Here is a 14040-nt window from a genome sequence, read left to right as displayed (position 1 = left end):
GAGTGGGGGGAGGGTTCATAGTGCCGGGACCTAACCCCTTGGCGCAGGAGCACCCCGCAGCAAACTAACTCAGGCGCTCAAAAACCACAGCCATTCCCTGCCCTCCACCAACACAGAGGGTGGCAAGCCCCAGGGTTCCGTCGCGCTCTTTCAATCCGTTCAACAACGTGGTGGTCATCCGCGCACCGGTCATGCCAAACGGGTGTCCAAGGGCGATGGCCCCGCCATGGACGTTGAGCTTGGCGGGATCGATGCCCAACTCCCGTGCGCTGGCCACCACTTGAACGGCGAACGCCTCATTGAGCTCCACGAGGTCAATGTCGTCCATGGTCAGTCCGGCCTGCGCCAAAGCCCGCCTCGTGGATTCGACGGGGCCCATGCCCATGAGCTCGGGGGACAGCGCACTCACCCCGGTGGAGACCACCCTGGCCAGCGGCTCAAGGCCCAGTTCATGGGCCAGTGAGTCGCTCATGACCACTACCGCCGCCGCGCCGTCGTTGAGCGGGCAGGCGTTCCCTGCGGTGACAGTGCCTTCCGGGCGGAACACCGGCTGCAGTGCGGATACGCCTTCAAGGCTCACTCCGGCCCGGGGAGAGTCGTCGCGCTCTACTAGAGTGCCGTCCTTACGGGTGTAAGGGGTGATCTCCCGGGCGTAGAAGCCTGAGGCGATGGCGGCCTCGGCGCGGTTTTGGCTCAGGACACCCCATTCATCCTGCTCGGCCCTGCTGATGCCGTAGGTGGTGGCAACGTTCTCGGCAGTCTGGCCCATGGAGATGTAGATGTCCGGCAAGCGTCCGCCCATGCGGGGATCTGTCCACGGTATGTTGGACGCCGCCCGGGAGTCGGTGCGTTGCGCCGCCGCGGCGAAGAGCGGGTTGTGGTTGGCGGTGTCCGTCTCGCCGGCGCCGGCCCAGTTCTGGTAGCGCGAAACACTCTCCACTCCGGCGGATACGATTGCCTGGGCTTCCCCGGATTTGATGGCGTGGAAGGCCATCCGCAGGGTTTGCAGGCTCGAGGCGCAGAATCGGTTGACTGTGGCCGCCGGTACCCGGTCCATCCCGGCCAGGACGGCCACCACGCGTGCCATGTTGGAGCCGGCCTCGCCGCTGGGTTCGGCGCAGCCCAGCAGGAGATCGTCCAGGCCCCGCCCATCCTCGCTGCCCGGATCAAACGCCGGTATTTTGGCCAGGGCGGCCTGCACCATGGCGGTGGCCAGATCGTCAGGGCGCTCATCCTTGAGGGAACCTTTGAAAGCCCGGCCAATGGGGCTTCTGGCAGTGGAAACAATGACAGCCTCAGTCATGGCCACAGCTTACGCCCGGCGCCGGTATCGGCGCCGGGCGGTTGCATCAAAGTCGCGGAAGGTCAGGCCAAACGACGGGCACCTGCTGCCGGAGTCACCGTGAAAATGTCCGGTGCGGTGTAGCCGGCGTCGGCGAAGGAACGCACGACGGCGTCGCGCACCTGTTGCTCCTGGCCCACCGGAGTCAGGGCTATGGCCGAGCCGCCGAACCCGCCGCCGGTCATGCGGGCACCGATGGCGCCATGGGCGCGGGCGACGTCAACAGCCAGATCCAGTTCGGGGCAGGAGATTTCAAAGTCGTCCCGCATGGATACGTGGCTTGCATCCAGCAGGGCACCAATGTTGGCGGGTCCCTGTTTTCCCAGTACTTCCACGGTCTGCAGCACGCGGTCGTTTTCGGTGACAACGTGGCGGACGCGCTTGAGGGTGGTTTCATCCAGCAGTCCGGACGCTTCCTCCAAACGTTCCACGCCGACGTCGCGCAGTGCTTTCACGCCGAGGATTTCGGCACCCAACTCGCAGGACGCCCGGCGGGATGCGTAACCGCCGTCGGCGTGTGAGTGCGAAACCTTGGTGTCGATGACCAGGAGGACCAGGCCGGAGGCTTCAGCGTCGAAAGGGACCAGGTCCACGTGCTGATCGCGGCAGTCCAGGAAGACGGCGTGTCCCTTGGCTCCGCGCAGGGATGCGGACTGGTCCATGATTCCCGTGGGCGCACCAACGTAGACGTTCTCGGCACGCTGGGTGGCGAGGACCAGGTCTTCGGCTTCGAGCCCGGCGCCGGTCAGCTCATTGAGGGCGCTGATGACGGCGCACTCAATGGCGTGGGAGGAGGACAGGCCTGCCCCCGAGGGGACATCCGAATCCAGGAGAAGGTCGAAGCCGGGGACGTCAATGCCGCGGTCCTTCAGGGCCCAAGCAACACCGAGCGGGTAGCGGGACCAGCCCTCACCGGTGCCCGGCTCCAGCCCGGCGAGGTCTGCTTCGACCAGTCCGTGCCCGCCAAAGGTTGAAAGCATCCGCACTGTTGAGTCCTCGCGGACACGCAGCGCCACCTTGGCGGTCTTATCGATGGCGAAGGGCAGCACAAAGCCCTCGTTGTAATCCGTGTGCTCGCCGATCAGGTTGACCCGTCCGGGTGCCTGCCATACGCCGTCCGGAACTGCTCCGAACGTTTCCTGGAAGCGGGCAGCAAGGACACTGGTGTCGGTGGTGGTGGTCATGCGCGGGTGCCTTCCAGGGTCTTGGGTGAAGCCGGTGCCGCAGCGACGCTGCGGAGGCGCTCAGCCACGGCTTCGGGGGTGGTGTCGTTGATGAACGCTCCCATGGCGGCCTCCGAGCCGGCCAGGTACTTGAGCTTATCGGCTGCACGGCGGGGCGAGGTCAGCTGCAGGTGGAGCTGGCCGGCAGGACGCAGGACCGGGTCAAGTGGAGCCTGGTGCCAAGCGGAGATATACGGCATTGGGGTGGGGTAGAGCGAGTCGAGGCGCTTGAGGAGGTCGAGGTAGACGTGCGAAAGTTCGTCGCGTTCGGCGCCCGTGAGTGCTGCGAGGTCGGGAACACTGCGGTGGGGGACCAGATGGATTTCCAGGGGCCACCGCGCTGCGAAGGGAACGTAGGCGCTGAAGTGTTCGGCCTCCAGGACCATGCGGCTGCCATCTTCGCGCTCGGCCTTCAGGAGTGAGGCCGCCAGCGTTTCCTTCGCGTCGACGTCGTCGTAATACTTCCGGGCCACCGCACCAAGCTGGGCGGCGCGCGGCGTGACGTACGGGTAGGCATAGATCTGGCCGTGGGGGTGGTGCAGTGTGACTCCGATGTCCGCGCCGCGGTTCTCGAACGGGAACACCTGCTTGATGCCTGGCATCGCGCTGAGGGCTTCGGTCCGCTGGGCCCAGGCCTCAATGACCGTGCGTGCGCGGGTTTCGCCGAGCTCAGCGAACGAGCCGGTGTGTTGCGGGGTGAAAGCAACTACTTCGCAGCGGCCGAACGCCGGACCTGTCATCCCATGCCCGCTGGTACCCGGGGCAGGGAGAGGGGGAATGTCACCCAGGGCCGGGCCCAGGGAGGGGAAACGGTTCTCGAACACTACGACGTCGTAGTCCGCTGCAGGGATCTCCGACGGGTTCGCCGCTGTGGTGGGGCAAATGGGGCATTGGTCAGCCGGTGGCAGGTGGGTGCGGGACTGGCGATGGGCGGCAACTGCCACCCAGTCGCCGGACAAGGCGTCATACCGGACCTCGCCGGGCTCTCCCCTGGCAGGAAGCCCGCGGTGGTCTACCAAGGATTCCGGTGTTCGTTCCGGTGTTCCGGGGTCGTCGAAGTAGATCAGCTCGCGGCTGTCCGAAAGGCGGGTGCTGGTGATGCGACTCATAGGATCATTATTCCACAAGTGACCAAAAACGCATAGATTCTAACAAAAGCTAACATTCTGTGAGCGGCTTCCCTGCAGGGGATGAAGTACGGTATTGCCATGCCTGCCTCGTCATCACCTGCCGATAGTGCCCGACCTTCCGAAACGCGCCGCTTCGCCACGGGTCGCCAATTCGAGCTTCGCCGGGGTGCCGCGCTCGCCGTCATCACCGAACTCGCTGCCGGGCTCCGCCTCTACTCCCGCGACGGCGTCCAGCTGACCGAAAGCTACGGAGACGACCAAATTCCTCCGGGCGCCACAGGCATCACCTTGGCGCCGTGGGCCAACCGGGTGGAGGACGGTGTCTGGTACCTCGAGGGGAAGAAGCAACAGCTCGACATCACCGAGGTCTCCCGCAACAACGCCAGCCACGGGTTGCTGCGAAACGCCGCCTACGCCTTGGTGGACGAGTCCGAGTTCAGTGTGACACTCCAAGCCACCGTCTTTCCGCAGCACGGCTACCCCTTCCTGGTCCGGCACACGGTCCGCTATGAGCTGGACGAGAACATGGACCTCCGCGTGCAACAGACCCTGGTGAACGACTCCCAGGACAGGGCGCCTTTTGTGCTGGGGGCGCACCCCTACCTGCGGCTGGGCGACGTCGCGCCCGAGGACCTGGTGCTGACGGTCAACGCGCGTACCAGGTTGGTGGCCGATGAGCGGCTGATTCCCCGCAGCACAGCCGCTGCAGACGGCCAGTATGACCTTTCCGGTGGCACCGCGGTGGGAGACCTGTTGATTGATGTCGCCTTGACGGACCTTAAGTACGACGGCGGCCTTGCCCGCCACACGCTGACCGCGCCGGATGGCCGCAGCGTCAGCCTGGAACAGGACGAGACCTGCCCCTACGTCCATGTCTTCGTCACCGACACTTTCCCTGGCCGCTCCAAAGCCGTGGCCATCGAGCCGATGACAGGCCCGGCCAACGCCTTCAACAGCGGTGACGGACTGCGCTGGCTGGACCCGGGGGAGGCCTCCACCATGGGCTGGGGGATCAGCGCATCGCTCTAAGCGGGTTGTCCCGCCTGCGACTGTGTTTGGTACCTGCTGCGCGGGCCGGTTTCCCATACGGCGTAGGCTACGGAATTATGGGTTCATGACGCCAACACCGGACGCCAAATCCCGCTCTGACCGACAAATTGCCGAAGACATCCCTTACGGGGTGCGAATTGCTGCTGCGTGGTCGTGGCGGGCAGGTTTGATCCTGCTCATGATCGGCGCGCTGGTGTGGCTGCTCGGGAAGGTCAGCTTCCTCATCATCCCGGTCATGGTGGCCGCCTTGCTGGCAGGGCTGCTCTATCCGGTAGTGGCCTGGCTCCGCAACCGCAATCTGCCCAATGGGGCTGCAGTGGCCGTCACGGTAGTGGGTTTCATCGGCGTCATCGCCGGAGCCCTCGCCTTGGTGGGGAGGCAACTGGTGTCCGGGTTTGGGGAGCTCTGGCAGGAAGCCCTCGCTGGAATCCAGCAGATCCAGACGTGGCTGGCCGATGGCCCGCTCCACCTGACAGCGGACCAGATTGACCAATACATTGCCGACGGTGCGAATGCTCTCCAGAACAACAGCAGCAGCATCCTCAGCGGTGCCCTCTCCTTTGGCAGTACCGCGGGGCACTTTGCCGCAGGCCTGGTCCTGGCACTGTTCATCCTGATTTTCTTCCTGCTCGAAGGCAGCCGGATCTGGGGCTTCCTGGTGCGGCTCCTGCCCAAGTCCGCGCGCCAGGCCACCGACGGTGCCGGGCGCCGCGGTTGGACCTCCATGGTCAGCTACGTGCGCATCCAGATGTTCGTGGCCTTCGTCGATGCTGTCGGCATCGGTGTTGGTGCGGCCATCATCCAGGTCCCGCTGGCACTTCCGTTGGCTGTCCTGGTATTCATCGGCTCCTTCATCCCGGTAGTTGGCGCCCTGGTGACAGGAGCGATCGCCGTCCTACTGGCGTTGGTAGCCAATGGACCCATCAATGCCCTGATCATGCTGGCCATTGTGTTGCTGGTACAGCAGCTCGAAAGCCACATCCTGCAACCACTGGTGATGGGCAAGGCTGTGGCCCTGCACCCGGTGGCGGTGATCCTTTCCGTGGCTGCGGGCTCGTACCTGGCAGGCATCCCGGGTGCACTGTTCGCGGTCCCGTTGCTCGCCGTAGTAAATACGGCCGTTCGATACATTGCCGGCCGGACGTGGGAACATGATGAAGGATTGGGTGGCACGGAGCTTCAGCCGGCAACTGCTTCTGCGGGGACGGATGGAGACGCCAACTTCAAGGAGGTCCGCCTCCCCAAGCCCGAGTCACGCCTTGGTAAAGGCATCGCAGGAAAGAACAAGGCTGCAGGGAGCACCTCTGTTGAGGGCCCGGCCGCCGACACCACCAAAGGAGAATAGTCAGTGAATACCCTCGAAACCCTGCCCGTCACGCTGGACGATGTCCTCAAGGCGCAGGAGTTGCTCGAGGGCATTATTACCAAGACTCCGGTGGAGTCGTCCCGTGCCCTTGGCAGCCTCGTGGGCGGCAACGTCTTTTTCAAGTGCGAGAACCTGCAGCGCGCAGGCTCCTTTAAAGTCCGCGGCGCCTACGTGCGCATGGCCCGGCTGACCGAGGACGAAAAGAAGCGCGGCGTCGTTGCAGCCTCGGCAGGCAACCACGCCCAAGGCGTTGCGGTGGCCGCAAAGAGCCTGGGAATCAACGCCCGCATCTACATGCCGCTCGGCGTGGCACTGCCCAAGCTGGCGGCCACCCGCAGCCACGGTGCAGAAGTTGTCCTGCATGGCCACAACGTTGACGAAGCCCTGGCTGAAGCGCAGCGCTACGCCAATGAGACCGGTGCAGTGTTCGTGCACCCCTTTGACAACGTGGACGTCGTTGCGGGCCAAGGAACCATCGGCCTGGAAATCCTGGACCAGATCCCCAACGTGGACACCATCCTCATGGGCGTCGGCGGCGGTGGACTCCTGGCCGGCGTGGCGGTGGCCATCAAGGCCAGGGCCAAAGAACTTGGACGTGAAATCCGCGTGATCGGCGTCCAGGCGGAGAATGCTGCCGCCTACCCGCCGTCACTGGCCGCTGATGCCTTGGTTCCGCTCAAAAAGGTCACCACCATGGCTGATGGCATCGCCGTGGGCCGCCCGGGACAGTTGCCCTTCAGCATCATCCGTGAGTTGGTGGACGACGTTGTCACTGTCAGCGAAGACTCCCTGGCCCGGGCGCTGATCTTCCTCCTGGAGCGGGCCAAGATGGTGGTTGAGCCAGCCGGTGCGGTGGGAGTAGCCGCACTCATGGATGGCAAGATCGAAAACCCGGGGAACACCGCCGTCGTGCTTTCGGGCGGCAACATCGATCCCATGCTCATGCTCAAAGTCATCCAGCGTGGCCTGTCAGCCGCAGGACGATTCATGACGGTGCGCATGATGCTCGACGACCGCCCTGGTTCCCTGGCCACAATTGCCCGCATCATTGCCGAAAACGACGCCAACGTCACAGGCCTGGACCACACCCGTCTGGGCGGTTCCATCAGCATGGGCGACGTCTCCATCACCATCAACCTGGAAACCAAGGGCCATGAACACGGCGAACAGGTTCTCGGCGCACTGCGGGCCGAGGGCTTCCAGCCGATTGTGGTGCACTGACGGGAGGAGCGCCCATGGTGCTGGGAATGCCAGAAGGATCCAAGGAAGCAGACCGGGAGTCGCTGGCCGGCCGGGCGAAGAGTGGTCTTCTTGTCATGGGTGGATTCGTGATCCTGCTCTATGTCATCGAGATGGTCAACACCCTGATGCGCCACGGCCTGAACTACACCTTTGGCTTGCGTTCACGCTCCATGGACGGTGTGCTGGACATCCTGACGTTCCCGCTCCTGCATGCGAACTTCAACCACCTGCTCTCCAACACGCTGCCCCTGATCATCTTCGGGTTCCTGGTTTTCCTGTCCGGGGTCCGGGTGTTCATCACGGCACTGGCCTTCAGCTGGCTGGGCTCGGGCCTTGCAGTGTGGCTCATTGGAGGCGGGGGAGTGACCGTCGGAGCGTCCGGGCTGGTGTTCGGATTCTTCGCATTCCTGCTGGTGCGCGGATTCTTCAACCGGAGCTGGTGGCAAATCCTGCTTTCAGTGGTGCTGTTCATGGCTTACGGCAGCATTCTTTTCGGCGTGCTGCCCACCGTGATGGGCTTCGTCTCCTGGCAGGCGCATCTGGGCGGTGCTGTTGGCGGGATCATCGCTGCTGTCCTGCTGCGACCCAAATCCAAGGCCGTGGATCTCTAACCCGTAGGTCCCGGATCAGCTCGTTCCCTGCGCAGGGAACGAGCTGGACCGCGACCCAGTCGGGTGACCACACGAAAAACGCCGGCCCGCCCCGCTAAGGGGTGGGCCGGCGTCGTGTATTTCGGGATTGTGGGCCGGAGCCTAGGCGACGTAAGGCTTGGCGGAGACAATCTCCACCGGAATTTCCTTGCCGTTCGGGGCGACGTAGCTCAGGCTGTCGCCTTCCTTGTGGCCGATGATTGCAGCGCCCAAAGGTGACTTCTCGCTGAAGACGTCCAGATCGGAATCCCCGGCGATCTCGCGGGAACCCAGCAGGAACGTCTCTTCATCGCCGGCGATGCGGGCAACAACCAGCATGCCGGGCTCAACGATTCCGTCATCGGCAGGGGCCTCGCCCACCTGGGCGTCGCGCAGGAGTGCGGTGAGCTGGCGGATGCGGGCCTCGATCTTGCCCTGCTCTTCCTTGGCTGCGTGGTAGCCGCCGTTTTCCTTCAGGTCGCCTTCCTGGCGGGCAGCTTCGATCTTCTGGACGATTTCCGCCCGGCCAGCGCCGGAAAGGTGGTCCAGCTCAGCCTGCAAGCGGTCGAAAGCTTCCTGGGTGAGCCAAGCCGCAGTGGCGCTATTGGTGGTAGACACGGATTTCTCCTCTAGATCTGACAATGCAAAAGACCCCGCCGAGGTGGCCACTTTGGAACTCAGTAACCAACTTAACGGGGTGAAGGTTTCATCCATTGTAGTAAATCCTTTGGACGAACCCAAACCGGTTGAGTCATGGGTCACATGATCGTTATTTCCCGCTGTCGGTGATCCAGCAGTTGTCCACCACTCCCGAGACGGCCGGCGACTCGGTTCGCAGGACCGTGCGCTGGACGGTGGTTCTGCCGCCGTCGGGGTCGTCCTGGGGATCGTTGGGACCGACCTCCACAACCTTCCAGCCCACTACGGCGAACTTGGAATCCAAGGCCTTGATGGCGCATTTGGCGGTGGCTCCGGGGTATTTGGTGACCTGGTAATCCACCTCTGCCTGGGTGCCGTCCACGGTGCTGTAGCCGATGTCCTTGAACGTGACCGGGGCCTGCGCGGAGCCGGTTGCGACGTAGCCCGCGAACCCAATCCCGATGACCAGGGCGCCGATGATGATGTTCCGCTTGGTTTTGCGGGTCATGGCGCGCTTTTGACCGCCGTAGCGATTGGCTAGGCTGGTGCTTGCCGGTACTTGGGTGGCCGATAGGTCCTCTGAAGTCACCCGTCCAGTTTAGTGCCGATCCCGGCGCCCCATCACCGCCCACACAGCTTGATCCACGAAAGAGGAGCCGTCACGTGACAGCGTCCAGCAGTTCCGACCAGCAGCTGCGGCTGCTCGCCGTCCACGCCCACCCGGATGATGAGTCCAGCAAGGGTGCGGCGACCATGGCAATGTACGCCGCTGCGGGAGTGGATGTGATGGTCGCTACGTGCACTGATGGCTCACGTGGTGACATCCAAAATCCGGCCATGGAGGATGCGCCCCATCCAAAACGGGATATGGCCGGCGCCCGGCGGCTCGAAATGGCCAATGCAGCTGCTGTCCTTGGAATCCAGCAAAGGTGGCTCGGCTTTGTAGACTCGGGCCTGCCGGAGGGCGATCCGCTTCCGCCCCTGCCGCCGGGGTGCTTCGCGCTCCAGCCGCTCGAACGCGCCACGGCGCCCCTGGTCCGGCTGGTCCGCAGTTTCAAGCCGCACGTGATCTTGAGCTACGACGAAAACGGCGGATACCCGCACCCGGACCACATCATGGCGCACAAGGTTGCCGTGGAAGCGTTCGATGCCGCCGGCGATCCGGACCGCTACCCGGGCATGGGGGAGCCGTGGGCTCCGAGCAAGCTCTACTACGACCGGGCGTTCAGTCCTGAACGATTCCGTGCACTGCACTTCGCGCTGGAAGAGGCGGGGCTGCAGTCCCCGTACGCTGAGCGCCTTGCTGCGTGGTTGGAGGCCGACGCCGAGGGCCACACGCCCGTTCCTCCCGGGCACCAGACCACCACACAGGTTGATTGCGGTGATTTCTTCGAAGCGCGCGACGACGCACTCCGGGCCCACCGTACCCAGATCGATCCCCTGGGCTTCTTCTTCGCAGTTTCGCCGGATCTGCAGAGGACGGCGTGGCCATGGGAGGACTACACCTTGGTCAAGTCCACGGTGCCGTCCGAGCTGCCGGAGAAGGACCTGTTCGCAGGGATAAGATAAGAACTCCGGCAGTTTCTATCGTCCGTAGAAATTGCTGCCGGGCCACCCAGCTTCCGGCTACCTGCCGCTCGTCGGCAATGCATCAGCTCCCATAGAAGGTTTGAACGTGCAGCACTTGATTCTCGCCCTGACCGTTACCCCGTCGCCCAACCCCTCGGGCACGCTGCGGCCCGGCCTGTCCGAGGACCAGGTGACGCCCGGTACATGGGGCTTCGTCCTCACGGCCTTCATCGTCATCCTGACCACGTTCCTGATTGTGGACATGGTCCGCCGCATCCGGCGCGTCCGTTACCGGGCCCAGGTGGAGGAAGCCCGGCTGGCCGCTGAGTCAGAGAACGACGCGGAGACGGGGAACGGCGCGCCGACAGGGAACGCCGCGGCGCCCACAGCAGATGAGAACGGCGATGCCGCGCCCGGGGCGCGCTGAACTACCTGGCTGAAACCCCTGCTAATAAGCGGTGAAGGCGGCTCGCCCGTCTGAAGACCCGACGTCGGTGGGTTCAGCACCGCGCCGAAGTTCCCGCCGTCGCGGGTTCTTCAGTGGTGTGCCTCAGGCCGCTGCAGCCGCTGACATGCCCGTTTGCTTGCCGGCGATGGCCTCGGGCATCTGAAAGAGCGCGAACTAGCTCAGCACAGCCATCATGATGGCGATGAAATGGGCAGCGAAGGCCAGTACGGTGAAGGCGTGGAAGAGTTCGTGGAAGCCGAAGTGCTTGAGGCTGAAATTGGGCTTCTTGATGGCGTAAAACACCGCGCCGGCGATGTACAGGGCGCCGCCCACGCAGATCAGGATCGCCGCGGCCGCGTTGGCGCTGAAGAACTGCGGCAAGTAGAACAACGCCCCGCAGCCCAAGGCGATGTAGACGGGAACATACAGCCATCGGGGAGCATGCGTCCATAGAACCCGGAACAGCACCCCCACGATGGCGCCGGACCACACGAGCCACAACAGGGTGACGGCCTCGGAGCGTTCCAGCAACGACCAGGCCAGCGGAGTGTAACTGCCGGCAATGACCAGCATGATGTTGGTGTGGTCCAGCCGTTTGAGGACCATACGGACCTTGGGGGACCAGTTTCCCCGGTGGTACACCGCACTGACACCGAACAGCAGGAAGCCTGTTAACGCGTAGATGGCGGAGGTGATCTTGCGGTCCGCCGTGGGTGCCACCGACACCAGGACAATGCCCGCAGCGAGGGCAAAAGGAGCCGCGACAGCATGGATCCAGCCGCGCCAAAGGGGCTTGGTTTCAACGAGCTCAGCCATGGTTAAACAATAACTTACGTTCCGGTAAGTTACCGCAGGGTAACAAGTGCGGGGTTGTTTTTGACCGCCTGCTGCACCGGCTGCCCAGCTGGGGAAGGTAGCCTAGGATGTGCGTCGTCGTCGTACAAGCAAGGAAGTCAGGTGAGAGTCCGGTGGAGCTGCCCGGTTTCCTTTATGGCTTCTATGAGCGCAAACTCCTCAGATCCCTGAAGCAGGACCAGATCCCGGGACACATTGGTGTCATGGTGGATGGCAACCGCCGCTGGGCGCGCCAGTTCAACGCACCCACCAGCCAGGGGCACCAGGCCGGTGCGGACAAAATCCACGAATTCCTCGGGTGGTGCCAGGAGCTCGGCGTCAAAGTAGTGACGCTCTACATGCTCTCCACTGACAACATGAACCGCTCCGGTGAGGAACTTGACCTCCTCATGGGAATCATCGCCAACACCATGGACCGCCTGGACGAAGACGAGGACGTCTCCGTCCATGCCATGGGTGCTCCTGAGCTCCTGCCGGACTACCTCGCCGAACGGCTCAACAAACTCACGGCCCGCACGCCGGTCCACGAGAAGATCCATGTCAACGTCGCCGTCGGCTACGGCGGCCGCCGCGAAATCGTCGACGCCGTCCGGGAACTGCTGCACGACGCCGCTGCCAAAGGCCGGACCATGACGGAGGTGGCAGATGAACTTTCGGTGGACGACATATCCCGTTTCCTCTACACACGGGGACAGCCTGACCCCGACCTGGTCATCCGCACCTCCGGCGAGCAGCGGCTCTCCGGCTTCCTGATGTGGCAAAGCGCTTACAGCGAGTTCTATTTCTGCGAGGCGTTGTGGCCCGCGTTCCGCAAGGTTGATTTCCTGCGGGCGCTTAGGGACTATGCCGGACGTCAGCGCCGCTACGGAACCTAAAGCCGGCAGGTTCACCAAAAATTAACGCCCCCGACATGCGACTTGCCGGGCGCGGGTTGCGGAAATGAATGTGTCCGGGATTACGTTAATCACATCAGCAGGCAAAACCGCCCGCTGATCGGGGAGGCCAATACATGGAGCGGAACATCGCACCAGTTACATGGGAGGCCACGCCCGGCCTTCCGGCCGAGCCGCTTCACCATTAGGCCGGGCGAACTGCCCGGGGCTGGAGTCGATGTGGCTATTTCTGAGCAACTGCCCGCAATGGTTTCCGACGGGGTAAGTGCAGCTACCTCTCGCGCCAAGCGCGTCCCACAAACAGCGCGGACCAAAAAATCCGCCACAGGCCGCAGCTACGTCATCGATACGTCCGTCCTGTTGTCCGATCCGCACGCGTTGCTGCGATTCGCTGAACACGAAGTCATCGTCCCCATCGTGGTCATCAGCGAACTGGAAGGAAAACGCCACGATCCAGAACTCGGGTACTTCGCCCGCAAAGCACTCCGGCTCCTGGACGACCTGAGGATCGAACACGGAGGACTGGACCGATCCATCCCCCTCGGCACGGACGGTGGAATGCTGCGGGTGGAAATGAACCACATTTCCCCGGACGTGTTGCCGGCCGGCTTCCGTGGAGGCGACAACGACAGCCGCATCCTGGCCGTAGCCAAGAATTTGGCGAACGAGGGCCACAACGTCACCGTGGTGTCCAAAGACCTCCCCATGCGTGTCAAAGCCTCTGCCATGGGACTGCAAGCCGACGAGTACCGCAACGAACTCGTCAAAGACTCCGGCTGGACCGGTATGGCCGAGGTTGAGGCCAACGACGACGAAATCACCACGCTCTATGGCCACGAGCCGGTCTTCATTCCAGCTGCCGCCGAACTCCCGGTCAATACAGGCTTGGTCCTTCTATCCAACCGCGGATCCGCACTGGGCAGGGTCGGGGCGGACAAACAGGTTCGCCTGGTCAAGGGCGATCGTGATGTCTTTGGCCTCCACGGACGTTCCGCCGAGCAGCGGCTGGCCATCGACATGCTCATGGACCCCGCCGTGGGGATCGTCTCCATCGGCGGACGTGCAGGCACAGGCAAATCCGCACTGGCTCTCTGTGCCGGCCTGGAAGCTGTCCTGGAGCGCCGTGAGCACCGCAAGGTTGTAGTGTTCCGGCCCCTGTACGCAGTGGGCGGCCAGGAACTTGGCTACCTGCCCGGATCCGAGTCCGAAAAAATGAACCCTTGGGCCCAGGCCGTGTTCGACACCCTGGGAGCCTTGGTGAGCCAGGAAGTCGTCGAGGAAGTCATGGACCGGGGCATGCTTGAAGTCCTGCCCCTGACTCACATCCGTGGGCGCTCCCTGCACGACGCCTTCGTCATCGTCGACGAAGCACAATCCCTCGAGAAAAACGTCCTCCTCACCGTCATGAGCCGCATCGGACAAAACTCAAAGATCGTCCTCACCCACGATGTCGCCCAGCGCGACAACCTCCGGGTTGGGCGCCATGACGGTGTGGCCGCTGTTGTCGAGACGCTCAAGGGTCACCCCTTGTTCGGTCACATCACGCTGACCCGTTCGGAACGGTCGCCGATTGCTGCGCTGGTGACGGAACTACTTGAAGGGGCTGAAATCTAGGTTCATTTCCGCACCGTGGTCACCACCGCGCGGCAACGGA

General features: G+C 63.6%; 14 protein-coding genes. 8 read left to right on the top strand and 6 right to left on the bottom strand.

The features are described from left to right. Positions 1-64 precede the first annotated feature (64 nt). The 3 genes from AC6JA3_RS15105 to galT form a co-directional block, all read right to left on the bottom strand. Entirely contained in the window at positions 65-1303 is a 1239-nt protein-coding gene (locus AC6JA3_RS15105) for an acetyl-CoA C-acetyltransferase (protein WP_497920215.1), read from the bottom strand. A 62-nt stretch (positions 1304-1365) separates the two neighbouring features. Continuing rightward, positions 1366-2526, bottom strand: a complete 1161-nt coding sequence (gene galK, locus AC6JA3_RS15100) for a galactokinase (protein WP_497920214.1) — start codon at positions 2524-2526, stop codon at positions 1366-1368. Next, positions 2523-3674: a galactose-1-phosphate uridylyltransferase gene (gene galT, locus AC6JA3_RS15095; protein WP_035761223.1), complete on the bottom strand. Its 1152-nt coding sequence runs from the start codon at positions 3672-3674 to the stop codon at positions 2523-2525. The genes galK and galT overlap by 4 nt, the downstream gene beginning before the upstream one ends. 99 nt (positions 3675-3773) lie before the next feature. Here galT and AC6JA3_RS15090 point away from each other — a divergent pair, with 99 nt between their 5' ends. The 4 genes from AC6JA3_RS15090 (at position 3774) to AC6JA3_RS15075 (ending at position 7964) form a co-directional block, all read left to right on the top strand. Beyond that, positions 3774-4724, top strand: coding sequence for an aldose 1-epimerase family protein (locus tag AC6JA3_RS15090; RefSeq protein ID WP_497920213.1), 951 nt, complete (start codon positions 3774-3776; stop codon positions 4722-4724). An 85-nt stretch (positions 4725-4809) separates the two neighbouring features. Further along, a complete protein-coding gene (locus AC6JA3_RS15085) occupies positions 4810-6090 on the top strand; it encodes an AI-2E family transporter (protein WP_026542827.1) in 1281 nt (426 codons plus the stop codon). A gap of 3 nt (positions 6091-6093) precedes the next feature. Further along, complete coding sequence (ilvA, locus tag AC6JA3_RS15080; protein ID WP_026542826.1) at positions 6094-7332, top strand: threonine ammonia-lyase; 1239 nt, start codon at positions 6094-6096, stop codon at positions 7330-7332. A gap of 14 nt (positions 7333-7346) precedes the next feature. Beyond that, positions 7347-7964, top strand: coding sequence for a rhomboid family intramembrane serine protease (locus AC6JA3_RS15075; RefSeq protein ID WP_026547488.1), 618 nt, complete (start codon positions 7347-7349; stop codon positions 7962-7964). A gap of 141 nt (positions 7965-8105) precedes the next feature. On the opposite strand, the gene greA is transcribed toward AC6JA3_RS15075, so the two are convergent. Continuing rightward, on the bottom strand, positions 8106-8600 hold the full coding sequence (gene greA / locus AC6JA3_RS15070) for a transcription elongation factor GreA (RefSeq protein ID WP_026542824.1): 495 nt from the start codon (positions 8598-8600) through the stop codon (positions 8106-8108). Positions 8601-8751: 151 nt separating this feature from the next. Continuing rightward, on the bottom strand, positions 8752-9210 hold the full coding sequence (locus AC6JA3_RS15065; RefSeq protein ID WP_026542823.1) for a DUF4307 domain-containing protein: 459 nt from the start codon (positions 9208-9210) through the stop codon (positions 8752-8754). 74 nt (positions 9211-9284) lie between these two features. On the opposite strand from AC6JA3_RS15065, the gene mca reads away from it, so the two are divergent. Continuing rightward, positions 9285-10190, top strand: coding sequence for a mycothiol conjugate amidase Mca (gene mca / locus AC6JA3_RS15060; RefSeq protein ID WP_026542822.1), 906 nt, complete (start codon positions 9285-9287; stop codon positions 10188-10190). Between the two features lie 106 nt (positions 10191-10296). Further along, positions 10297-10617: a hypothetical protein gene (locus AC6JA3_RS15055; RefSeq protein WP_347781595.1), complete on the top strand. Its 321-nt coding sequence runs from the start codon at positions 10297-10299 to the stop codon at positions 10615-10617. Between the two features lie 195 nt (positions 10618-10812). Here AC6JA3_RS15055 and trhA read toward each other — a convergent pair whose 3' ends face one another. Continuing rightward, positions 10813-11454: a PAQR family membrane homeostasis protein TrhA gene (gene trhA, locus AC6JA3_RS15050; protein WP_091550809.1), complete on the bottom strand. Its 642-nt coding sequence runs from the start codon at positions 11452-11454 to the stop codon at positions 10813-10815. 107 nt (positions 11455-11561) lie between these two features. On the opposite strand from trhA, the gene AC6JA3_RS15045 reads away from it, so the two are divergent. Together AC6JA3_RS15045 and phoH2 are read left to right on the top strand one after the other, a co-directional pair. After that, the gene (locus tag AC6JA3_RS15045; protein WP_051420836.1) at positions 11562-12368 is read left to right on the top strand and encodes an isoprenyl transferase; all 807 of its coding nucleotides are present in this window, start codon (positions 11562-11564) and stop codon (positions 12366-12368) included. 237 nt (positions 12369-12605) lie between these two features. After that, complete coding sequence (gene phoH2 / locus AC6JA3_RS15040; protein WP_497920212.1) at positions 12606-14000, top strand: RNA 5'-3' helicase PhoH2; 1395 nt, start codon at positions 12606-12608, stop codon at positions 13998-14000. Positions 14001-14040: the final 40 nt, after the last annotated feature.

It is taken from the genome of Arthrobacter sp. TmtSoilC79, from assembly GCF_059739405.1.
The sequence above is the reverse complement of the archived record's forward strand: the minus strand, read 5'-3'. Positions and strand labels throughout refer to the sequence as shown.

What these genes read in the sequence shown, in the direction of transcription:
- AC6JA3_RS15105 (WP_497920215.1), bottom strand. Translation starts at nt 1,303, where the DNA reads ATGACTGAGGCTGTCATTGTTTCCACTGCCAGAAGCCCCATTGGCCGG.
- galK (WP_497920214.1), bottom strand. Translation starts at nt 2,526, where the DNA reads ATGACCACCACCACCGACACCAGTGTCCTTGCTGCCCGCTTCCAGGAA.
- galT (WP_035761223.1), bottom strand. Translation starts at nt 3,674, where the DNA reads ATGAGTCGCATCACCAGCACCCGCCTTTCGGACAGCCGCGAGCTGATC.
- AC6JA3_RS15090 (WP_497920213.1), top strand. Translation starts at nt 3,774, where the DNA reads ATGCCTGCCTCGTCATCACCTGCCGATAGTGCCCGACCTTCCGAAACG.
- AC6JA3_RS15085 (WP_026542827.1), top strand. Translation starts at nt 4,810, where the DNA reads ATGACGCCAACACCGGACGCCAAATCCCGCTCTGACCGACAAATTGCC.
- AC6JA3_RS15075 (WP_026547488.1), top strand. Translation starts at nt 7,347, where the DNA reads ATGGTGCTGGGAATGCCAGAAGGATCCAAGGAAGCAGACCGGGAGTCG.
- trhA (WP_091550809.1), bottom strand. Translation starts at nt 11,454, where the DNA reads ATGGCTGAGCTCGTTGAAACCAAGCCCCTTTGGCGCGGCTGGATCCAT.
- AC6JA3_RS15045 (WP_051420836.1), top strand. Translation starts at nt 11,562, where the DNA reads ATGTGCGTCGTCGTCGTACAAGCAAGGAAGTCAGGTGAGAGTCCGGTG.